This window comes from Streptomyces sp. NPDC097595 (genome assembly GCF_044761525.1).
In the GTDB taxonomy this organism is placed as follows: Bacteria; Actinomycetota; Actinomycetes; order Streptomycetales; family Streptomycetaceae; genus Streptomyces; species Streptomyces drozdowiczii_A.
The window spans coordinates 17,545-38,577 of record NZ_JBIWCN010000025.1 but is presented as its reverse complement, the minus strand read 5'-3'; the positions used below and the strand labels follow the sequence as shown (position 1 = coordinate 38,577).

At 71.6% G+C, this 21,033-nt stretch carries 21 protein-coding genes; 12 read left to right on the top strand and 9 right to left on the bottom strand.

Going from position 1 to position 21,033, the window contains the following annotated elements:
* Nucleotide 1: 1 nt before the first annotated feature.
* The 6 genes from ACIQZN_RS30745 to ACIQZN_RS30720 are packed head-to-tail and all read left to right on the top strand — an operon-like array spanning nucleotide 2 to nucleotide 4,894.
* Nucleotides 2-1,042 (top strand): hypothetical protein, encoded by a 1,041-nt coding sequence (locus ACIQZN_RS30745; RefSeq protein ID WP_404000827.1) that lies wholly within the window; start codon nucleotides 2-4, stop codon nucleotides 1,040-1,042.
* Complete coding sequence (gene trpA / locus ACIQZN_RS30740) at nucleotides 1,035-1,871, top strand: tryptophan synthase subunit alpha (RefSeq protein WP_404000824.1); 837 nt, start codon at nucleotides 1,035-1,037, stop codon at nucleotides 1,869-1,871. Before ACIQZN_RS30745 ends, trpA begins: the two co-directional genes overlap by 8 nt.
* A gap of 2 nt (nucleotides 1,872-1,873) precedes the next feature.
* Nucleotides 1,874-2,248 (top strand): ectoine synthase, encoded by a 375-nt coding sequence (locus tag ACIQZN_RS30735; RefSeq protein ID WP_161209518.1) that lies wholly within the window; start codon nucleotides 1,874-1,876, stop codon nucleotides 2,246-2,248.
* A gap of 35 nt (nucleotides 2,249-2,283) precedes the next feature.
* Nucleotides 2,284-3,429, top strand: a complete 1,146-nt coding sequence (locus ACIQZN_RS30730) for an acyl-CoA dehydrogenase family protein (RefSeq protein WP_404000821.1) — start codon at nucleotides 2,284-2,286, stop codon at nucleotides 3,427-3,429.
* Nucleotides 3,426-4,181: an N-(5'-phosphoribosyl)anthranilate isomerase gene (locus tag ACIQZN_RS30725; RefSeq protein ID WP_404000819.1), complete on the top strand. Its 756-nt coding sequence runs from the start codon at nucleotides 3,426-3,428 to the stop codon at nucleotides 4,179-4,181. Before ACIQZN_RS30730 ends, ACIQZN_RS30725 begins: the two co-directional genes overlap by 4 nt.
* Nucleotides 4,178-4,894: an indole-3-glycerol-phosphate synthase gene (locus ACIQZN_RS30720; RefSeq protein ID WP_404000816.1), complete on the top strand. Its 717-nt coding sequence runs from the start codon at nucleotides 4,178-4,180 to the stop codon at nucleotides 4,892-4,894. Before ACIQZN_RS30725 ends, ACIQZN_RS30720 begins: the two co-directional genes overlap by 4 nt.
* Nucleotides 4,895-4,958: 64 nt before the next feature.
* Here ACIQZN_RS30720 and ACIQZN_RS30715 read toward each other — a convergent pair whose 3' ends face one another.
* The 3 genes from ACIQZN_RS30715 to ACIQZN_RS30705 are packed head-to-tail and all read right to left on the bottom strand — an operon-like array spanning nucleotide 4,959 to nucleotide 7,653.
* Nucleotides 4,959-5,594, bottom strand: coding sequence for a DUF6875 domain-containing protein (locus ACIQZN_RS30715; protein ID WP_404000813.1), 636 nt, complete (start codon nucleotides 5,592-5,594; stop codon nucleotides 4,959-4,961).
* Nucleotides 5,591-6,232, bottom strand: coding sequence for a hypothetical protein (locus tag ACIQZN_RS30710; RefSeq protein WP_404000810.1), 642 nt, complete (start codon nucleotides 6,230-6,232; stop codon nucleotides 5,591-5,593). Before ACIQZN_RS30710 ends, ACIQZN_RS30715 begins: the two co-directional genes overlap by 4 nt.
* Nucleotides 6,229-7,653, bottom strand: a complete 1,425-nt coding sequence (locus ACIQZN_RS30705; RefSeq protein WP_404000806.1) for a pyridoxal phosphate-dependent decarboxylase family protein — start codon at nucleotides 7,651-7,653, stop codon at nucleotides 6,229-6,231. The genes ACIQZN_RS30710 and ACIQZN_RS30705 overlap by 4 nt, the downstream gene beginning before the upstream one ends.
* 257 nt (nucleotides 7,654-7,910) lie before the next feature.
* Between ACIQZN_RS30705 and ACIQZN_RS30700 the strand changes: the two genes are divergently transcribed.
* Together ACIQZN_RS30700 and ACIQZN_RS30695 are read left to right on the top strand one after the other, a co-directional pair.
* On the top strand, nucleotides 7,911-9,380 hold the full coding sequence (locus ACIQZN_RS30700) for a multicopper oxidase family protein (protein ID WP_404000803.1): 1,470 nt from the start codon (nucleotides 7,911-7,913) through the stop codon (nucleotides 9,378-9,380).
* Nucleotides 9,381-9,555: 175 nt separating this feature from the next.
* A complete protein-coding gene (locus ACIQZN_RS30695) occupies nucleotides 9,556-10,182 on the top strand; it encodes a DUF1772 domain-containing protein (protein ID WP_404000800.1) in 627 nt (208 codons plus the stop codon).
* A gap of 60 nt (nucleotides 10,183-10,242) precedes the next feature.
* Here the strand turns inward: ACIQZN_RS30695 and ACIQZN_RS30690 are convergent, their stop codons facing one another.
* Together ACIQZN_RS30690 and ACIQZN_RS30685 are read right to left on the bottom strand one after the other, a co-directional pair.
* Entirely contained in the window at nucleotides 10,243-10,737 is a 495-nt protein-coding gene (locus ACIQZN_RS30690; RefSeq protein WP_404000798.1) for a DUF1772 domain-containing protein, read from the bottom strand.
* A gap of 164 nt (nucleotides 10,738-10,901) precedes the next feature.
* Nucleotides 10,902-11,438 carry a pyridoxamine 5'-phosphate oxidase family protein gene (locus ACIQZN_RS30685; RefSeq protein ID WP_404000795.1) on the bottom strand — a complete coding sequence of 179 codons (537 nt, stop codon included), beginning with the start codon at nucleotides 11,436-11,438 and terminating at the stop codon, nucleotides 10,902-10,904.
* A 107-nt stretch (nucleotides 11,439-11,545) separates the two neighbouring features.
* On the opposite strand from ACIQZN_RS30685, the gene ACIQZN_RS30680 reads away from it, so the two are divergent.
* From ACIQZN_RS30680 to ACIQZN_RS30670, 3 genes are all read left to right on the top strand, one after another.
* Nucleotides 11,546-11,758 carry a hypothetical protein gene (locus tag ACIQZN_RS30680; RefSeq protein ID WP_404000793.1) on the top strand — a complete coding sequence of 71 codons (213 nt, stop codon included), beginning with the start codon at nucleotides 11,546-11,548 and terminating at the stop codon, nucleotides 11,756-11,758.
* A 23-nt stretch (nucleotides 11,759-11,781) separates the two neighbouring features.
* Nucleotides 11,782-12,834 carry a phosphotransferase family protein gene (locus tag ACIQZN_RS30675; RefSeq protein WP_404000791.1) on the top strand — a complete coding sequence of 351 codons (1,053 nt, stop codon included), beginning with the start codon at nucleotides 11,782-11,784 and terminating at the stop codon, nucleotides 12,832-12,834.
* Between the two features lie 100 nt (nucleotides 12,835-12,934).
* Nucleotides 12,935-13,732, top strand: coding sequence for a VOC family protein (locus tag ACIQZN_RS30670; RefSeq protein WP_404000789.1), 798 nt, complete (start codon nucleotides 12,935-12,937; stop codon nucleotides 13,730-13,732).
* A 79-nt stretch (nucleotides 13,733-13,811) separates the two neighbouring features.
* Here ACIQZN_RS30670 and ACIQZN_RS30665 read toward each other — a convergent pair whose 3' ends face one another.
* Both ACIQZN_RS30665 and ACIQZN_RS30660 read right to left on the bottom strand, forming a co-directional pair.
* Nucleotides 13,812-14,867 (bottom strand): LacI family DNA-binding transcriptional regulator, encoded by a 1,056-nt coding sequence (locus ACIQZN_RS30665; RefSeq protein WP_404000787.1) that lies wholly within the window; start codon nucleotides 14,865-14,867, stop codon nucleotides 13,812-13,814.
* A gap of 207 nt (nucleotides 14,868-15,074) precedes the next feature.
* Nucleotides 15,075-16,565 carry a glycoside hydrolase family 30 beta sandwich domain-containing protein gene (locus ACIQZN_RS30660; protein ID WP_404000784.1) on the bottom strand — a complete coding sequence of 497 codons (1,491 nt, stop codon included), beginning with the start codon at nucleotides 16,563-16,565 and terminating at the stop codon, nucleotides 15,075-15,077.
* 156 nt (nucleotides 16,566-16,721) lie between these two features.
* On the opposite strand from ACIQZN_RS30660, the gene ACIQZN_RS30655 reads away from it, so the two are divergent.
* Entirely contained in the window at nucleotides 16,722-17,711 is a 990-nt protein-coding gene (locus tag ACIQZN_RS30655; RefSeq protein WP_404000781.1) for an ROK family protein, read from the top strand.
* A gap of 78 nt (nucleotides 17,712-17,789) precedes the next feature.
* On the opposite strand, the gene ACIQZN_RS30650 is transcribed toward ACIQZN_RS30655, so the two are convergent.
* Together ACIQZN_RS30650 and ACIQZN_RS30645 are read right to left on the bottom strand one after the other, a co-directional pair.
* The gene (locus ACIQZN_RS30650) at nucleotides 17,790-19,247 is read right to left on the bottom strand and encodes a glycosyl hydrolase (protein ID WP_404000778.1); all 1,458 of its coding nucleotides are present in this window, start codon (nucleotides 19,245-19,247) and stop codon (nucleotides 17,790-17,792) included.
* 34 nt (nucleotides 19,248-19,281) lie between these two features.
* Nucleotides 19,282-20,745: a glycosyl hydrolase gene (locus tag ACIQZN_RS30645; protein ID WP_404000775.1), complete on the bottom strand. Its 1,464-nt coding sequence runs from the start codon at nucleotides 20,743-20,745 to the stop codon at nucleotides 19,282-19,284.
* Nucleotides 20,746-21,033: the final 288 nt, after the last annotated feature.

Sequence of the window (21,033 nt, the reverse complement as noted above, 5' to 3'; positions counted from 1 at the left end):
CATGCACGACGCGCTCACCGGCCTGCTGGCGCGGCGCACGGTGGCCGAGCACGAGACCTGGCGGTCTCTGTGGGACCGGCTCGGCGACGGCACGCTCCCCAAGGAGCAGGCCGTCGCCCTGCTGGCCTCCCTGACCACCCGGCTCCCCGACCCCGCGACGCTTGCCGCCCTGCACGGCACACTCCTGGAACGGCGCCCCGCGCGCCCCGGGCCCGCCTGGCCCGCGACGGTCAACGTCGTGGGCACCGGAGGCGGGCCCGCCACCTTCAACGTCTCCACCGCGGCGGCCTTCGTCGCGGCCGCCGCCGGTGTGCGTGTCGTCAAGTCCGGCTCCCGGGCCTACACCTCAAGCCTCGGCTCCGTGGACCTCCTCGAACGCCTCGGGGTCCGCCTCACCTCCTCGTACGAGCAGACCGAGGAGCACCTGGAGCGGGACGGGATCGCCTTCACCGGGCCGTTCGTCTACCCGGTCGAGCTCGCCCGGCTCGCCCGCCTCATCGCACCGGTGAGCATGAAGCCGTTCGGGCGCTTCCTCAACGCGCTCGGCCCCCTCCTCGCCGATCTGCCGGTCACCGCCCAGGTCACCGGGGTCTCGCACACCATGCCCCTGGACGACCTGCGCCGCCTCGCCGCCACGGTCACCGGCCGTACGGTGTGGCTGACCAGCAACGACCGGGGCGCCGACGAACTCCTCGGCTTCGCCCGCAACACCGTGCACATCGCGCGGGGCGAGGACCAGGTCCTGGAGCCCGGCGCGCTGATCCCGGCGGACGGCGGCTTCGAGGCGCTGGCCCCCGCGCCCAAGGACGCGGCCACCGACCACTTCCTGGCCGTGCTCGCCGGGCGCGCCCATCCGGCGGCCACCCACACCGTCCGCCTCAACGCCGCCGCGCTCGCCCTCGCGGCCGGCCATCACACCACCTGGCGCGACGCGCTCGACGCCACGGACGACGCCGTCACCAGCGGGGCCGCCGTGGCCCTGGTCGAGCGGCTGCGCTCCCGGCGGACCGCGGCGACGGCGGGGGCGGTCCGCCATGGCTGACTTCTTCACCGGGAGCGGACCCGGCCGGCCCGGGCTCACGCTGTTCCTCAACGCGGGCGACCCGCCGCTGGACGAGCTCGCCGAGGTCGTCCACATGCTCGACGAGGAGGGCGTCGACTGCCTCGAACTGGCGGTGCCCTTCCCGGACTCCTTCACCGACGGGCCGGTCGTACGCCGCTCCGCCCGCCGTGCCCTGGACCGGGGCACCGGCCTGGACGACGTCCTCGGCTTCGTCGCCCGCGTCCGGCCGGGGCTGCGGCGGCTGCGGATCGCGCTGCTGGCCGACTGGAGCCACTCCCTCAAGCACCGGGACCTGGGCGCGGCCGTCAAGGACATCACCGCGTCCGGCGCGGACGGCCTCCTGGTGCACGGCCTGCCGCCCCGGCTGCGTGACGCCTACCGCGAGGCGACCGAGGCGGCGGGCACCGCCGTCGTCACCACCTGCTACCCGACCAGCCCGGAGGAGACCCGGGCCCGGGCCGCCCGCGAGGCCTCCGCGTACGTCTATCTGGTGGCGCACTACGGCCGCAGCGGCACCGCGCCGCCCGCCGGGCACGCCGCGCTCGCCCCGGTCGTCGCCGGGCTGCGGGCCCACACGAACTCCCCGATCGCCGTCGGCTTCGGGGTCAGTACGCGCAACCACGTCGCGGCGGTCGCCGCGAGCGGGGCCGACGCCGCGATCGTCGGTTCCGCGGGCGTGGCGCGCGTGGAGCAGGCCCTCAACGAGGAGGGCTCCGTCACCACGGCACTGCGCGACTTCGTCCGGTCGCTCCAGCCCGGACCGGACGAGACCAGTACGGCCATTACCCCTATCCGAACAAGGAGTTGACCATGATCATCCGTGACCTGGAGACCGTCAAGAGCGTCGACTGGGGCAACGGGCTCAGCCGTCGTTTCCTCACCGAATCCGACGGCGTCGGCTACTCGATCACCGACACCACGGTGCGCGCCGGCACGAAGTCCCGCCTGGAGTACCGCAACCACCTGGAGTCCTGCTACTGCATCGAGGGCTCAGGCGAGGTGGTCGAGCTCGACGGCACCGTGCACCCCATCACGCCGGGCCGGCTCTACTCCCTCGACGAGCACGACGCGCACTACCTCGTCGCCTCCCCGCACGAGGACCTGAGACTCGTCTGCGTCTTCACCCCGGCGCTCCAGGGCGATGAGGTGCACAGCCTCGACGCGCACACCTCGTCCGCCTACTGATCCGCACGGCACCCGCACCTCTGAAAGGGGTCCCAGTGATCCGCTGGAACACCGACCAGGCCGACCTCCGGGCCGGCCTGGCCCGGTGGGGCGAGGCACTCAGCGCCGACCACATCGCCCAGGACGAACGAGCGGAGTTCTCCTGGGAGAAGTGGAAACTGGTGCGCCGGTCCGGCATCCTCGCCCTGCCCTTCGCCGAGGAGCACGGCGGCCTGGGCCAGTCCCTCCTCACCACCATGTACGTCCTGGAAGGGCTCGGCGAGCACTGCCGTGACGCGGGTCTGAACTTCTGCGTCACCACCACGCTCGCCAGCACGGGCGTCCCCCTCATGCGCTTCGGGACGCCCGCGCAGAAGGCGGAGTACCTTCCCCGGATCAGCTCCGGCGAGGCGATCGGCGCCCATGCGATCACCGAGTCGGAGTCCGGGAGCGACGCGATGGCCATGGCCACGCGCGCGGAACGCGACGGCGACGACTTCGTGCTGAACGGAAGCAAGTGCTTCGTCAGCAACGGCCCCGTCGCCGACGTGTTCGTCGTGTACGCCCGCACCCACCCCGACGGCGGCGCTCTCGGCGTGACCGCGTTCCTCGTGGACCGGAACACGCCCGGCCTGACCGTCGGCAAGCCCGTCAAGAAGATGGGCCTGCGCACCTCTCCGCTCAGCGAGCTGTACTTCGACGACTGCCGCATCCCGCGCGACCGGGTCCTCGGCCGGGTGGGCGGCGGCTTCATCGTCCTCGACTACGTGATGAAGCGGGAGATCCTGCTCTCGTTCATCGTGAACGTGGGGGAGATGCAGCACCGGTTCGACCGCTGCGTCGAGTACGCCCGCACCCGCCGGTCGTTCGGAAAGACGATCGGCTCCTACCAGTCCGTCGCCAACAAGATCGTGGACGCCAAGATCGGCCTGGAGTCGGCCAGGAAATGGCTGTACGACACCGCCGAACGCCTTGAGGAGGGCGAGGACGTCACCGAGGACCTGGCCATCGCCAAGCTGATCACCAGCGAGGCCAACCTCGCCGGCTCGCTCACCGCCGTCCAGGTCTTCGGCGGCCACGGCTACATGAGCGAGTACGGACTGGAGATCGACGTCCGCAACGCCGTGGGCGGCACGATCTACTCGGGCAGCAACGAGATCCAGTACAACCGCATCGCGTCCAAGCTGGGCCTGGGCCGATGACCACCCTGTCCCCACCGCGCACCCTCAAGGTCTGCGGCGCCACCAGCACCCGCGACATCGAGGTGCTGGCCGGCGCCGGAGCCGGACTCGTCGGCCTGTGGCACGGCGTCCCCGGCGGCCCCGCGGACCTGCCCGAGCACGAGGTGGCCGCCCTCGCGGCGGCCGTCCGTGCCACCGGCACCCTGCACCCCGTCCTGGTCACCTTCCTCGGTGACCCGGACGCGGTGGCCGACGTCATGCGCCGCACCGGCATCCGCACCGTCCAGCTCCACGCCTACCAGCCGCCCGCCACCGTCCGCGCCCTGCGCACGGCACTGCCCGACGCCGTCATCGTCAAGGTGCTGCATGTCGCGGACGGCACCTGCCCGGAACGCCCCCTGATCGGGGCGTACGAGCGGGCCGGCACCGACCTCTTCCTCATCGACGCCACCACCGCCGACGGCCGCGTCGGCTCCACGGGGCAGCGCCTGGACGAGGACACCGTCCTCCGCCTGGCCGAACGGTTCACCCTGCCGTTCTGGCTCGCCGGCGGACTCGACCGGACCAACCGGCCCGCGTACGAACGGGTCCTGCGCCACCCCCGGCTGCGCGGCATCGACGTCGACACCGCGGCGCGCGGCGGCGACGGCCGCTTCGGCGCACCCGAGGTGGCCGCACTGGCCCACGCCTGGGACACCGGGCCGGGCCATCCCACCCCCCGCACTCCTTCCGCCACGGACACCCCGACCACACGGCCTACGGAGCAGCCATGAGCCTTCCCTTCATCGAGTCCCTGCTGTCGGCCCCGCAGCCCCTGGTGATGGAGGTCAAGCGGCGCGACGCGTTCGGCTTCGACCTCATCTCCGGACACACCCCCGCAGAGATCGTCACCGCTTACGAGAAGGCCGGGGCGCCCTGCATCTCGGTCGTCACGGGACGCTGGTTCGGCGGCACCCGCGAATTGCTCCGCGATGTCGCCCGGCTGACCGAACTCCCCCTGCTCCAGAAGGACTTCATCACCCGCAAGGACCAGCTGGAGACCGCCCGGGAGCTCGGCGCCTCGGCCGTCCTGCTCACCGCCGGACTGCTCTCCGCGTCCGCGCTGCGCGGGCTCACCATCGCGGCGCTCAGCACGGGCCTGACCCCGTTCGTCGAGGCCACCACCGAGGCCGAGATCGAGTCCGTGCCGCACGCCGACGAGTGCGTCATCGCCGTCAACAACAAGGACATCAAGACCCGCGAGCGCGACCGGGGCGACCTGGCCCGCAGCTTCGAGCTGCTGCCCGCCCTGCGTGCGAGCGGCACCCCCTGCCCGGTGAGCGCCAGCGCCATCGACAGCCCGCAGACGGCGGCCCGGCTGCTCGACGCCGGCTACAAGGGCCTCCTCGTCGGCACCGCCCTGCTGCGCAGCGGCGACCCCGGCGAGTGGCTTCGTACGCTGGAGAGCAGCCGGCAGACCGTACAGCCGGCCCTCCACCCCTCGTGAGTGAGTGTCCGCACCGCGCGAAGGGGGCTCCGTGGCCACGGAGCCCCCTTCGCGTTTCACGTCCTCAGGAGACGACGCGGTTGACCAGCTGGTCGCGCACCCGCGCCGGGATGTCCGGGGCGAACCGGCGCAGGTAGTGGTCGATGTGCCGGTCCGCGCCCACCAGGAACGGCAGGTCGAACACCAGCAGCCGGCGCACCGCGAGCAGCGGCACCGGCGAGCGCAGCGGCGCGAAGTCCTCGTTCCACAGCCCCGGTTCGGCGCACAGCGGATGGAACTGGCCGATCATCAGCCCCTGGGCCACGAAGTCGTCCTTGGCGTCCGCCTGCAACAGGTCCAGGTCCGCCGGGTCCGCGTGGTCGAGGTCCGGGAGCATCATCAGTACGGTGAGGAGTTCCCGCTCGTCCTCCGGAAGCTCCGCCGCCAGCCGTTCGTACCAGGTGCGCAGCGCCTCCACGGCGCCGGGCAGCGCGGCCGGGGTGCTCTGCGCGGGCACGGCGAGCAGGAACCGCCCGGCGCGCAGCGAGGGCTGGGTGTACGGGCAGACGGGACCGCTTCGGCCCAGCTCGGGATGGCTCGACACCAGGAAGGTCCGGCTCCACTCCAGCACCTCCCGCAGCGGCCCGAGCTGTCCGGCCGGCACGAGACCGCGGTCCACCTGACCCGGCGTGTAGATCTGCAGCCGGCTGTCGCCCCTCATCGCGGCTCCCGCCACATCGGCCGGAGGCGTGGCCCGCCGTCCGGCAGCACGATGTCCTCGCCCAGCCGGACGAAGCCCTGGCCGCGCGCCGACGCCTCGCCGCCGGGCGAGCTGGCCTCCGCGTAAGCTCCGCAGCCCGCCGCGTCGGCCTCCCGCAGCACCTCGGCGACGAGCGCGCCGAGAAGCCCCCGGCCGCGCGCGCCGCCGCGCACCGCGCCGAACGACGCGTAGTAGTGCGGCCGGTCCGGGTGCCGGGGCGCCTGGAGCTCGGCGATCAGCGCCAGCGAGGCGGCCTCGCGGACACCGAGGACGTCCTCGAAGCGCCCGGCGAACTCCTCGCCCCGCGCCTCCAGTTCGGCCTGGGCGCCCGGCGGCGTCCACAGCAGCACGGCGTCCAGGTCCGGGGTGCAGGTCACCGCGTCGTACGCGAACGACATGTCGAGGAACACCTCGAACAGACCGGGCAGCACCCGCGCCCTGCGTTCCGGGTCCGGGGTGATCCAGCGGGTGAGCGGGTCGTCGTGGAACGCGTCCGCCAGCAGCGCCGCGAGGGCGCCGGCTTCGGCTCGCCGGGCGCGCCGCAGAGCCGGCCGGGGTGCTGTCGGCAAGGGCGGCGGGAACGTGGACAGGTGGGTCACGAAGTTCTCCTCCCGTTCGATGAGGGGTGTGCCGGGCGCGGCGGTCGGACGCGCCCGGTCGCCGCCAGCTGCTCCACCCGGGTGTGCAGCTGGTCGAGGTGCAGTTCGGCTTCGGGTTTGATCAGGACGCTGCGCATCACCCGGGCCGTGGCGGCGTCGGCCAGCACGTCGGGTCTGCGCCGGGCGAAGTCCGCCGCGTCGGTCCGCAGCACGCTGAGGAACACGGGGTCCCGTTCCGCGTGCATGCCGTCCGTGAGCAGCCGGCCGGACGCGGCGTCGACGGCGGACAGCGTCAGCGGCCGGGTCGAGGGGAAGTAGCTGACGATGTCCAGCTGGGGTGCCTGGTACGTCTCCAGCTCCTCGGACTCCTCGATGCGTTCCGCCCATCCGACGGCCGCGCGGCGGCTGCCGGCCAGGATCTCGCCGAAGCCGTCCCGGGTCAGCGGCAGCAGGTGCAGCGTCAGCCAGAGCGCGGCGGCCGCCGCCCCGGCCCGCGAGCACTCCAGGCTGATCTCGCCCAGGTGCAGTGCGGCCTCGGTGAAGTAGGTGTACGGCGAGTCGTGCGCGAGGTGGTCGCGGGCGGCGTCGTCGTTGAAGAGCACCGCCCCGCACCCGTAGGGCTGGAGGCCGTGCTTGTGCGGGTCCACGACGACCGAGTCGCAGTCCGCGATGGCCCGCCACGGGCGTACGTCGATGCCCTCGGGCCGGTCCGAGCGCCCGAGGAGCGCGTAGAACCCGCCGTAGGCGGCGTCCACGTGCACCCGTACGCCGTACCGCCGGGCCAGCGGCACCACTTCGTGCACCGGGTCGACCGCCCCCAGCCCCGTCGTCCCCGTGGTCACCACGACCGTGCCGACCCGGCCGGTCGCGAGCACCTTCTCCAGGGCGTCCAGGTCGATGCGGCCCAGGCCGTCGGCGGGCACCCGGTGGCCCTCGACGCCGAGGACCCCGCACATGCGGGCGTGCGTGTAGTGGCACTCGGCGCTGTACGCGATGCCGCGTCCGGGATGCGTCTGGCGCGCCACGTACAGCGCCTCCAGGTTGGCCATGGTCCCGCTCGTCGTCAGATGGCCCAGGTGCGAGCCCCGGAAGCCGAACATCCCGGCGAGCAGGTCCACGCACTCGCGTTCCATCTCGGTGGTGGCCGGACCGCCCTCGGCGGCGTGGTTGTTCGGGTTGAACAGCATCGCCGTGACGTAACCGACGACCGCCGCGGGATGAGGCGGCTTGACCATCTGCCCCGCGTAGCTCGGATGGAAGAACGGATAGTTGTCGTCCAGCCGCTTGGAGAACGCGGCGAACGCGGCGTCGAACTCCTCGTCCCCGACCAGGTGCGACGGATGCTCCCGGTACGGGCCGAAGCGCTCTCCCCAGTGTTCGGCCACGTCTACGGCACGCGGCAGCCAGTAACGAAGATCCACGGTCGGCCTTCCGGTGGGGGCAGGGGGCAGGGGCGTGGGGCAGCGGACGGCTCAGGTATACGGAGCGGAGCGCAAGCCGACCGCAAGCGATTCCCTGGCGGATCTGGGCCCGGTCTGGACGCGTTCTCAAGCGCCATACCGGATCCCTCGTGCCATAACGGGCGCCCTCGTGCCCGCCCTAGCAGCCCCCGAGAAGCGTGCGAGCCGGCCTTGCTGCACTCGGCGCGTCCGCCGAATCAAGCAGCAGGAGTTCCGTGATGGTGACCAGACGCACTCTGATGACCGCCCTGAGCGTCACCGGCGCCGGGCTGTTCACCGGCGCGGCCTTCACCCCGCTGATGACGGCGGGCGCCGCCCCGCGCGACACGGCCGCCGCGACCGGCCAGGCCGTCCCCGTCGGCCCCGCAGTCCAGCCGTTCCAGGTGCCGCTGCCCCTGCTGCCGGTGCTGACCCCCGCCGCGACGCGGGGCGGCGCCGACGTCTACGACATCACCATGCGCCGGACCCGCGCCGAGATCCTGCCGGACCTGAGCACCGACGTCCTCACCTACGACGGGCACTTCCCCGGCGGCATCGTCCGGGCCCGCTCCGGGCGCCCCGTGGTGATGCGCCAGCACAACCAGCTGGGCGTGGACACCTCGGTGCACCTGCACGGCGCCTCGGTGCCCGTCACCAGCGACGGCGACCCGATGAACACCTTCGCCTCCGGGACGAGCCGCACCTACACGTACCCGAACCAGCAGCCGCACGCCTCGCTCTGGTACCACGACCACGCCCACCACTCGGAGTCCGAGAACTGCTACCGGGGCCTGTCGGGCAGCTATCTGCTCACCGATGACGTGGAGGAGGCGCTGCCGCTGCCGGCCGGGCGCTACGACGTCACCGTGGCGCTGCGCGACGCCCACTTCGGCGACGACGGGCAGCTGCTGTACATCCTGGACGACGCGGCGGGCCGCTCCACGATCCTCGCGAACGGCAAGCCGTACCCGTATCTCCGGGTCGCCGCCCGCAAGTACCGCTTCCGACTGCTGAACTCGTCCAACCTGCGGTTCTTCGCGCTGCGCCTGGCGGACGGCTCGCCGTTCACCCAGATCGGCTCCGACGGCGGCCTGCTGCCGCGCCCCTTCACCACCGACTCGCTGCTCCTGTCACCGGCCGAGCGCGCGGACGTCGTCATCGACTTCTCCCGCTACCCGGTCGGCACCCAGCTCGTCCTGGAGAACACCCTCGGCCCCGGCGACCCGGACCGGACGGGCAAGGTCCTGCGCTTCGACGTGGTGGGCAAGGCGCCCGACCCGAGCCGGGTGCCGTCCGTACTGCGTACACTGCCGCCGCTGCCGCCGGTGACCGGGCGGCGCTCCTTCGACCTGAACGTCGCCGTCGTCGGCGGTGAACCGCAGGGCACCATCAACGGCCGCGTCTACGATCCCGCGCGCATCGACACCGAGATCCCGTACGGCGCCAGCGAGGTCTGGACCGTCACCAACACCAACACCGACGTGCCGCACAACTTCCACATGCACCTGGTGCAGTTCCGCGTCCTGGAGCGCAACGGGAAGTCGCCGACCGGGGCGGAGGCGGGCCTGAAGGACACCGTGTGCCTGCTGCCCGGCGAGACCGTCAAACTCCAGGCGACCTTCGACTCGTACCGGGGCACCTACGTCTACCACTGCCACCTGCTCGACCACTCGGCGATGGGCATGATGGCGCGGATGCGCATCCGCTGATCCGTCGCACCCGGGCACGCCCGTTCGAGTCTCGCTCGACGTTCGCTGGAGGAACGCTCGTGATCCTGTCCAGGGCGGCCTCCGCGCCCGCGGCGGGAGCAAAAGCACCTCTATCCTCGTCAACAGCGCGCCTCGGCACCCTACTTACGAACCGGACAAGAGCGAGGACGTACCGATGACACCCAATCCGTATCCGCAGCAGCAGGGCCCCACCGGCGCGCAGGCGCCGTACCAGCAGCCGTGGGGCCAGCCCGCCGCTCCCGTGCCGCCGCGGGAGGACCGCCCGAACAAGGCCGCGGGCTGGCTGCACATGATCTCGGTGATCACGCTGGGGCTCATGGCCGGTCTGTTCTTCGCCTTCGACGTCTCGGTCATGCCCGGCCTCGCCAACACCGACGACCGCACCTACGTGGCCTCGATGCAGCAGTTCAACGCGGAGATCGACGGCAACGGCCTGTTCGCGCTCATCTTCATGGGGGCCATCGTCGCCGCCGGCCTCGCCGCGTTCCTGGAGTTCCGCCGGGGACGGAAGACCATCGCCCTGTGGGCCGGTCTCGCCGCCGCCCTCTACCTCGTCGTCCTGATGCTCACGATGGGCGTCGAGATCCCGCTCAACAACCAGCTCGCCGACCTCGGCGCCCCGGCCAAGATCCACGACTTCTCCCTGGTCGACAAGTTCAAGGGGACCTGGGAGTCCGTCAACATCTTCCGTACGCTCCTCAACACGGCCGCCCTGGGCTGTGCGGCGTACGCCGCCAAGCTGCACGGCCGCGCGGAGGCGTTGCTGTCCGTCGGCCGCTGAGCCGACGCCTTCCGGGAGGGCCGGTACGGGCACGAGCCCCGTACCGGCCCTCCCGCGCGTTCAGCTGCCGCCGTTCAGGACGAGGGCCCAGCACAGGAGCCCGGTGGCGGCGACGCACAGCAGCGTCCGCAGCACGTTCCCCCGCGCCCAGGCCCCCTCGAACGCCGCCCGCACCGCCTCGGGCCGCGCGATCCCGTCCACCGGGCCGGCCGCGTCCAGCGCGTTGTTCAGCGGGATGTTCAGGCGGCTGGTGACCCCCATCGACGCGATGTAGCAGACGAGCGCCGCGACGGTCGGCACCACCGCGTCCCGGTCCCCGCCGCCGAACTGGAGCCCCACCGCGAGCCCGGTGAACACGAGGGCCCCGATATAGCCGAGCACGAACCACCCGTTGAGGATGGCCACGTTGACCCGCTGCATCACATCGATGAACGTACGGTCCCCCGTACCGCGCAGCGCCGGCATCACGGAGATGGCGAAGCCGTAGAACAGCCCGCTGACCAGCCCCGTCGTCACGGTGGCCGCGATGAGCGCGAGCGTTTGTGCGATCTCCATTGCCTGACCCCTCAGCTTCTGCCGGTGCGGCGGTGCTTGCGCAAGTCAACTCTCCTCTGCGCAAAGGGAATGCAACAGGAAGGTCAAGTGCCGGGGTCCAGCGTACGGGGGTGCCCGCGGCGGCGGGGCGTAATTGTGGCAGCCTGCGCGGGTGGCTCAGCCCGTCACGGCCGGAAGCGGGTCTGGCTGAACGCCTCGCCCCGGCCGAACGCGAGGACCTTCGTCGGCCGGACCGCGAACACCGGGACGATCGCGCCCGGCACCCCGGAGGTCTCCGGCTGGGGTCCCTCCGGCCGGTGCCGGAAACCGCCCTCCACCGCGTCGTACGGCCACCCGATCTTCGCCATCCACAGCTCCGCGAGCCGCTCCAGCGTCCCGCGCTCGGCGACCCGTAGCGCGGGCCCCTCGACGACGACGTCGAGGCCGCGCCCGTACGCGTTGTTGCCCGTCGTCAGGACGCAGTTCGGATTCCGGGTGAGGTTGCGGCCCTTCTGCTCCTCAAGTCCCGTCGAGAAGTGCAGCGCCCCGTCGAGCCACACCGCCGGCAGCGGCGTCACATGCGGCCGCCCGTCGGGCCGTACCGTCGAGAGCCAGAAGACCTCGGCCCGTTCGAGGACGGCCACCACCTCGGCCCACGGGGTCGCCGTGGCACCGGCACTGCTGTAGTCGGGGTGAAGCTCCGCCACGGGTTCGTTCATCATGACTCCGCCCTCGTCCCGGTCCTGGAAACCCCAGTCTGCGCGGCGACCACGGCCCCCACCCGCAAGCACGGCCGCTCGCGGCCCCGGGCTCCCCGGAACAGTCCAGCATGGACCACTGGCGGGGATCGACGCCGTACGGCGTACGAGCATCGAGAAGGGGTGCCGGCACCCCGAAGCTGTTCACCTCGACCAACGTCTCCAACCAGCCGATGCAACGCCTCCTCCAACGCGCCGGCTGGACCCCGGCGGGCCTCCTCCACGGCCTGGACGAGGACGACCCGGAGCTGTTCTACCTGCAAAAAGGGCGCGAGCTTCGGTGAAGCCCGCAGCTACGCTCGTTCCCATGCCGAACTCCCTCCCGCTGACCGCCCCCCTGCTCTCCGCCATGGGCGGCATCCCCGCGCAGGCCGAGCCCCTGGACAGCAGCCCCCGGTCGCGGGTGTGGCGGGTGCGGGCGGGGGACGGGCGGCCCGTGATCGTCAAGCAGATCACCGATGGCGGGGACACCGCCGCCGACGCGGACGCGCGCTTCGCCCGGGAGGTCGCCGGGCTGCGGCTCGCGGGGCGCGGCTCCGTGGCCCCCGCGCTGCTCGCCACGGACCCGGGCGCGCGGGTCATGCTCCTTGAGTACGTGGACGACCTCGGCCGGACCGAGGACTGGATGCCGGGGTACGCCGACGCGCTCGCCCGACTGCACGCCCTGACCGGGCCCGCCGACGCGGGCGCGCTCCCCGCCTGGTCGGGCCCCACGGCCGCCGACGCGGAGTCCTTCCTCGGCCTCGCCCGGGCGCTCGACGTGCCCGTACCGGCCGCCGTCCCGGACGAACTCGCCGGGCTCCTGGAACGGCTCGACCCCGCCGGGCACCACGCCCTGCTCCACGGCGACCCCTGCCCCGGCAACGATCTGCGCACCCCGGACGGTGTCCGCTTCGTGGACTTCGAGCGGGCCGCGCTCGGCAACGGCCTGGTCGAGCTCGCGTACTTCCGCATCGGCTTCCCCACCTGCTGGTGCGCCATGTCGGTCACCGCCGCCCCGCTCACGGAGGTCGAGGCCGTCTACCGGTCCACCTGGCGCGACCTCACGGGCCGCGACGTGCCCGGCGATCTCGCCGACGCGTGCGCGGGCTGGCTGATCCAGGGCGACGCGCTGGTCGAACGGGCGCACCGGGGCACGGCCGACCAGCTCGCCCGGGTGCCCGCCGAGGACTTCGAGTGGGGGTACGTCTCCGCCCGCGAACGCCTCGTCCACCGCCTGGGCGTCGTCGCGGACCTGACCCGCGACCACGACCGCCTCCACGCGCTCGGCGGCCTCGCCTCCGCCCTGGCCACCCGCCTGTTGGAACGCTGGCCGGCCCTCCGCCCGCTGCCCACGCCGGACGAGCGGCCCTGGTACTGAACGGGCTGTCACCCGTACGGGTCGATTCCGCTCGCGCGGGGGCCGGGTAAGGAGGGCCCGTCCACCCCCGAGCAGCCTCCCGGAGGCACCCGTGCCCGAAATGAACGATCCCTACCGGCCCGGCACCCCGTGCTGGATCGACCTGATGGTCCCCGACCAGCAGGCGGCCATCGACTTCTACTGCGACCTCTTCGGCTGGCAGGGCGAGGTGGGCCCGCCGGAGCAGGGCGGCTACTCCGTCTGCACGCTCAAGGGCAAGCCCGTCGCCGGGATCATGAAGGCGATGAACCAGGACGGTACGGTGCCGGATCCGATGCCGCCGACGGCGTGGACGACGTATCTGTCGACCGACGCCATCGACGCCACGCTCAGGTCCGTCACCGAGGCCGGCGGCACGGCCGTCGTCCCCCCGATGGACGTCATGGACCTCGGCCGCATGGCCGTCATCGCCGACCCGGCGGGCGCCGTCTTCGGCCTGTGGCAGCCCGGCACCTTCGGGGGCGCGGGCATCGTCAACGAGCACGGCGCGCTGGTCTGGAGCGAGCTGACCACCCCCGACCCGGACGCGGCGTCCGCGTTCTACTCCGCCGCCCTGCCGGTGACGACGACCCCCTCCGAGATGGAGGGCGCCGACGGCTACGTCGAGTTCCAGGTCGACGGGCGGGCGGTGGGCGGCATGATGGACATGAGCAAGCTCCCGCCGAACGTCACGCCGCACTGGCAGCCGTACTTCGCGGTGGACAGCGTGGACGACATCCAGGCGGCCGCCGTCCGCGCCGGCGCCACGGTCCTGGCCCCCGCCTTCGACATGGTGGCCGGCCGCATGGCGGTCCTGGCCGACCCGCAGGGCGGGGCGTTCTCGGTCATCGCCCCGAGGCCGCACGAGAACGCGGCCTGACGTACGCCGGGCGCGGGGAGGACGCCTTCTCCCCGCGCCCCGACGCCGTATGCGTACGCGCGTGCGAAGAACGTGGAGGTCAGCGGCCGGCGGCGTCCCGTGGCGGAGGCGCGGTGGAGCTGCGCGGCACCAGGCGAGGGACCTGTGCCGCGTGCGACGTGGCTTCCCGGTGCGTCATGACGTCGTACAACGTCTCCGTGACGTCGGCCCCGAAGGAGAACACGTCGTGTTGCATCGCCGACAGCGTGGGCCGGGTGAGCTGGCACAACTGGGAGTCGTCCCAGGCGAGGAGAGAGAGATCGTGGGGCACCGACAGGCCGAACTCCGAGGCGACACCCAGTGCCGTGACGGCCATCAGGTCGTTGTCGAAGACGATCGCCGTCGGACGCTCCGCTGCCAGCAGTAGCGTGCGGCATGCCCGGCTGCCCTGGTCGGCCGAGAAGTCGGCGACCACTGTGCGCGCCTGGAGGCCCAGCTCCTCGGCCGTTTCGGTGAAGGTCCTGGTGCGAATGGCGCTGTGACCCAGTTCAGCCGGTCCGCTGACCCGGGCGATGCGCCGGTGGCCGAGCGCGGCGAGGTAGCGGACGGCCTCCGCGGTCGCGGCCGCGTCGTCGGTCCATACCGAGGTGAAGGGGCCGGCCAGGGAGGGATGACCCACGACCACGGCGGGCAGGCCGATCTCCGAGAGCGCCGGGATGCGCGGGTCGTCCACCCGCAGGTCGACCAGGATGCTGCCGCTGACCCGGTTGGCCTGCCACCACTCCCGGTGTACTTCGATCTCCTCCTCGGGCTCCACCAGTCTCAGCAACAGGGAGCAGGAGTGGCGGGTCAGTACGCTCTCGATACCGGAGATGAACTCCATGTAGAAGGGTTCGAGGCCCAGCATCCGGGCCGGCCGGGCGATGGCCAGGCCCACCGTGTGCAGGCCCTGCCCGGACAGCGACTGGGCGGCCTGGTTCGGGCTCCAGCCGAGGTCCCGGGCGGCTTGGAGGATGCGCTCCTTCGTCTTCGCGGAAACACCCGGCTTGTTGTGCACCGCGATGGTCACCGCGGAGGGCGAGACGCCCGCCAGCCTGGCAACGTCTTTGATCGTCGCTTTGCGCCGGTCGCTGGGGGACGCTGCCGTTTGACTCACCGGAGTTCCGCCTTTGTGTCGTGGTCGTGCCTGGGGCGGGTGCCGGACGGGCCGGTGGTGATAGAGCGTGCGAGCACCGCGCTTCTCCACCCTAGCCGTTGCCGTCCCGGTGGACCGAGGCACGGGTGATCGTTCCGGGACCGATCCACCGCTCAAGCGTTTTACCGCACTTCCCCGCGCCCACCGGTCCGACGACGTCCCGCCGGTTCAGCGGCGGCCCCAGGTGTAGGTGACCGTCGCGCCCGCCGCGACCTCGGTGGTCAGCCGCACTCCCGGTGCGACGATCGCGGTCGTCCGGGCTTCTGCACCGGGGTTGTGCACGATCAAGGCGGTGCTGCCGTCCGGGTTGCCGAAGGCGGACGTCTGGAGCGGGGTGGTGTCGCCTTCCGGGGCTGCGACGTTCGCCGCTATCCGGACGGATCCGGGGCGCGTGAAGCGGGAGAAGTGCGACAGCGTGTAGTAGTTCGTGTTGTACCTGACGGCCCCGCTTGCCGAGTCGACGGTCACCGCGCCGTCGCAGCCGGTGCAGCCGCCGGTGTGCGGGCCGTGCTTCTCGTCCAGGGCGAGATTCCAGAAGATCATGCTGCGCGACCAGTTGTTCATGGCGCCGATGGTGCGGGTGATTCCACCGCCGCTGCACTCGGTCTCGAAGACGTCCTTGTCCGGGAACGCCGCCTTGAGCGCGGTCTGGGCGCTGGGGTCGCCGTAGTAGCAGTGGTAGGCGGTGCCCGCGATCCACTTGCCCGCGCGGGAGTTCAGCAGGTCGTGGGGGTAGGCGAGCTCCGGGTCCTCACCCGCGTCCACGTGGGCCTGCACGTCGAAGGGGTGCTCGGCCCAGTTGTGGTCGAAGCCGAGGATCTTGGTGCGCAGACCTGCGGCCTTCAGCGCCGGACCGAGCTTCTCGATCACCTTCGCCTGCTGTGCCACGGGCAGGTCGGTGCCCGGATAGTCCGCGCGCAGCAGGGCCTGGGGCTCGTTCTGCACGGTGAGGTAGTCCACCGGGACGCCGGCCGCCGCGTACGCCTGGACGGACTTGACCAGGTAGCGGGCGTAGACGTCATAGATCTTCGGGTCGTCGATGAGCTTGCCGTCGATCATCGAGCCGTTGGTCTTCATCCAGCCGGGCGGGCTCCAGGGACTGGCGATGATCCGCAGGCGCGGGTTGAGCGCCTTCGCCTGCCGGATCAGCGGCAGGATCTGGGCGCGGTCGTGGGCGACGGAGAAGTGGGTGAGGCCGAAGTCGGTCCGCCCGGGCGGCATGTCGTCGAAGCTGTACTGCGAGGTGGCGAAGTCCGAGGCGCCCAGGGGCTGGCGCAACATGCTGAAGCCGTTGCCCTCCCGGGGGCTGAACAGCTGCTTCATCAGCGCGTCCCGGTCCTTCTTGCCGAGGCGGTGGAGCACGGCCGCCGAGGAGTCCGTGATGGACGCGCCGAAGCCGGTGAGCTTCTGGAAGCGCAGGTCCGGCTCGACGTACACGGTGGTGTCGGCGGGTGCGGACGCCGGTGTCACGGCGGCGGGTGCGCCCAGCTGCGCGCCGGTGGTACGGGCATCGGTCGTCCACTGCCGGACCCCGGCGGCGGCTTCCGCGCCCGGCACCCGTGCGCCGGCGGGGTGGGCGGTCGCCAGGACGGTCAGCAGTGCACAGCCGGCAGCCAGTACGGCGGCCCGGCGGCGGTCAGAGGTGGTGCTGTGGATCATGTCGCTCCCGGTTGAGTTGATAGAACGTTCTAGTAATAGTGCATCTGAAAGTCAGTACTGTCCCGGATCTGCTGTACTAAAACGCTATACTCCACTCTCGCTACCTCCAGCTCCCGCGCTTCTGCGGAGGCCCTTCCTTCCGGACGGAGAACAGTCATGGCCATCAGCACCTTTGACACACCGGCCACTTCTCGGGAGCCGGTCCACGACCGCCTCCTGGCCGCCCTCGATATCGGTGGCACGAAGATCGCCGGTGCCGTGCTGGACGCTCGCGGCGCGGTGCTGTGCCGCGCCGAGAGGCGTACCCCGGCGTCCGACGCCGCTCCGCAGGTGTTCGGGGCTGTGGGCGCGGTGCTGGAGGAGCTGGCCGCGACGCCCGAGTGGGAGCGGGTGGAGACGCTGGGCATCGCCAGCGCCGGCCCCGTCGACATCGCCCGGGGCCGGGTGAGCCCGGTCAACATTCCCGGCTGGCGGGACTTCTCCCTGGTCGAACGGGTGCGTGCCCTGCCCGCGGTGACCGGCCGTGAGGTCCTGTTGTGCGGGGACGCGGTCGCGATGACCGCCGCGGAGCACTGGATCGGCGCGGCGCGCGGCTGCCGGGACGCCCTGTGCCTGGTGGTGTCCACCGGTGTCGGCGCCGGGCTCGTGCTGGACGGGGAGGTCCGCAACGGCCCCACCGGTAACGCCGGACACCTCGGGCACATATGCGTGGACCTCCTCGGTGAAGAGTGCGCCTGCGGGTCGCGCGGCTGCGTGGAGCAGTTGGCCAGCGGTACGGCACTCACCCGGCAGGCTCTTCGGGGCGGCTGGCGTCCGTCGGGCCCGGCCGACGGCGCGGCGCTGGCGGCGGACGCGCGAGCCGGAATCGGTGCCGCTCTCGCCGCCTTCGACACCGCCGCGCGGGCCTTGGCCGCGGGCATCGCGGCGGTCGCGACGCTGGTCGAGATCGAGGTGGCGGTGATCGGGGGCGGCGTGGCCGAGGCGCACGACGTGCTGTTCCCGCCGCTGAAGGAGCACCTGGCCGCCTACGCCGCGCTGCCGTTCGCGGCCGGAGTGCGGGTCGAGCGTGCCGCTTTGCGCGCTGACGCCGGTCTGGTCGGAGCCGCGTTCCTCGCCGCCGGCCGGCACCCGGCCGGCGCTCGCTAGCCGGCGGCGGTGCCCGTACGGCCCCGAGCAGGAGCTCGGTGCCGTACGGGGCCCCGGGCTTGAGGAGATGCGGTCGGATCAGGTGGGGAGGTGCCAGGTCTGCCAGGGGTTGGTGTTGCGGTCCCAGATCTGCAGGCGGGTGCCATTGGCGGTACTACCGCCGGGCACATCGAGGTACCGGCCGGACTGGGGGTTCTTCAGGTGCCCATCGGACTCGGCGGTCCACTGCTGGGCACCCGAGCCGTTGCAGTCCCAGAGCTGCAGCTTCGTCCCGTTGGCGGTGCCCTGCCCGGTCACGTCCAGACACTTGCCCAGCGCACGGAGCGTGCCGTCCGTACCCACCGTCCACTTCTGCGCGCTCGAGCCGTTGCAGTCGTACAACTGCACCGCGGTCCCGTTCCCCGTACCGGCCGCAGCCACATCGACACACCTGCCGCCCACCCCCACAACCGGCCCGGTCCGGTCGGCGGGCGGCGTCGTCGGGCCCCCACCGCCGACCGGAATGCTGACCTGTCCCTGACTCAGGACACGGGAGTCGTAGTAGCCGGCCTTGACCGAGTCGTTGGTGTTGTACGACGCGTTGGTCAGGTAGTCGAGCCACACGTTCCAGTAGACCCACTTGGGCTGTGCGGAGAGCTGGGAGGGCTGGGGGACGCTGCCGACCTCGGCGAGTGCCATCGGCTTCTTGGTTCCGGCGATGTTCGACAGCGCGTTGTACCAGTCGGTGCTGGGGAACTTGCCCCACCACACGTCCAGGCCCACCACGTCGACGTAGGCGTCACCGGGGTAGTAGCTCGCCGCCTGCGAGGCGCCGCCCTGGACGTCCTTGGGAGCCCACACCCAGATGATGTTGTCCAGGCCCTTGGACGTCAGGTAGTCGTGGGTGATCTGGAACAGCCGGGCGCTGCCGTTGGCACCGGAGCGGCCGCCCCACCAGGCCCAGCCCTCGTTCAGCTCGTGCAGCGGGCGGAAGAGGACCGGGATGCCGGCGTCCTTGAGCTGCTGGAAGTAGGTCCCGAACTGGTCGAGCTTGCGCTTGTAGGCGGTGTTCAGGGACGTGCCGTCGGTGATCACCTGCTGCCACTCGGCATCGGAGAGCTTGCTGCCCTTCACCGGGTCGGAGCCGCCCTCGAAGTTGCAGGTGGGCACGTCGGGACGGCAGGCGTGCATCATCAGGCCGGGCAGACTTCCGTTGGTCCACTCGGTCTTGGCCTGGTTGATCACCTTCTGGCGGTTGTCGATGTCGTTCTGGCTGAACCCGAAGTCGCCGTTCCAGATGGCCGGGTACTTCCCGGTGATGTCGTGGACACGCTGGGTCCAGTAGGCGGGGTCACTGTTGGCTCCGCCTTGTTGCCCGGACAGCACGTGGTTGCCGGTGAGGCTCTTCAGGTACGTGAGCACATCGGCCCTGGTCACCTCCGAGGGGGCGGGAGGTGCCGCGGCGGCCCCTGTTCCGCCCGTCGTGAGGGCGAGAGCGAGGGCTGCGGCCGCTGCGGTGCCGGACAGCACGGCTCGGATTCTGGTGCGCGCGGACATGGCTGTGCCTTTCGCGTGGATGTGTGGATCCCGGTCAGGTGGGGAGGTGCCAGGTCTGCCAGGGGTTGGTGTTGCGGTCCCAGATCTGCAGGCGGGTGCCATTGGCGGTACTACCGCCGGGCACATCGAGATACCGGCCGGACTGGGGGTTCTTCAGGTGTCCGTCGGATTCGGCGGTCCACTGCTGGGCGCCCGAGCCGTTGCAGTCCCAGAGCTGGACCTTGGTGCCGTTGGCGGTGCCCTGTCCGGTCACGTCCAGACACTTGCCCAGGGCACGGAGCGTGCCGTCCGTCCCCACCGTCCACTTCTGCGCGTTCGAGCCGTTGCAGTCGTACAACTGCACCGCGGTCCCGTTCCCCGTACCGGCCGCAGCCACGTCCACACACCTGCCGCCCACCCCCACAACCGGGCCGGAGCGGTCGGCGGGCGGTGTCGTGGGGCCCCCGCCACCGGTCGGGACGCTGACCTGGCCCTGGCTCAGGACACGGGAGTCGTTGAAGGTGGTCTGGAGGCCGGAGGCGGAGTTGGCGGATGTGAGGTACTCGGCCCAGATCATGAACCAGGCCCAGCGCGGCTGCGCGGCGAGCTGGGACGGTGTCGGGACAGTGCCCACCTCGGCCAGGGAGATGGGCTTGCCGTGGGAGACATTGACCAGAGCCTGGTACCAGTCGTTCGTCGGATAGCCCTTGTTCCACGGGTCGAGGCTCGCGACGTCGACGTAGTCGTCGCCCGGGTAGAAGCCGGACACGCCTGCGGAGCCGTTGTTGGCGTCGGTGTCCTTGACGTTCCACACCCAGACGATGTTGTCCAGGCCCTTGGACGTCAGGTAGTCGTGGGTGATCCGGAACAGCCGGGCGCTGCCGTTGGCACCGGAGCGGCCGCCCCACCAGGCCCAGCCCTCGTTCATTTCGTGCAGCGGGCGGAAGAGCACCGGAACGCCGGCGTCCTTGAGCTGCCGCAGGTAGGAGACGGCCCCTTCCAGCTTGTTCTTGTAGGCGGTGTTCAGAGACGTGCCGTCGGTGATCAGTTGCTGCCACTCGGAGTCCGAGAGCCGGCTGCCGTTGATGCCGCCGTCGAACTCGCAGCTCGCCACGTCCGGGCGGCACATGTGCCAGGTCAGGCTGACGAGCGAGCCGTTGTCCCACTCGGTTTTGGCCTGGTTGACGAGAGTCTGGCGGTTCGCCACGTCGGAGGCCCGGAATCCCAGTTCACCGCCCCACAGGCCCGGCCACTTGCCGGTGAGGGAGTGCGCCTGCGCGGTGTACTGCGACGGATCGCTGAGCGGCTCCTTGTTGTGGACACCGCTCACCACGTGATTGCCGCTGATCTGCTTCAGGTAGTCGACCACCGCCTGGGGCGTGGACGGACCGGCGGCCTTCGCTGTCGGCGCGGGCGGCACGGCGGCCTGTGAGGGGGCGGCGGCCAGCCAGCCGGCGACGGCCAGAGGAAGGGCCGCGAGTGCGGCCAGGTGCTTGCGCGTAAAGATCTGCGATCTCAAGGGGGCCCTCTCGGGGGGCGCGCATGACATCGATGTCCTGCGCGGCGGATGGGGGAGGAGCGACGCCTGGAAGCTAGGGCGGGGTGCGGGGCGTGTCAATGCATTCGACGACTCTTATATAAAACGCACTAGTTCCCCTGATCGACCTGTCGAACCGATCGATCGACGCCTCTCCGCTGGTGAAAGGGCGATCGGCACCCTACGGCGACCGAGTGGGAGCGCTCCCTCTACTTGAACGGTCTATGGACACGGCTCCTTCCCCGTCCTACGGTGACGCGACCCCTCGCC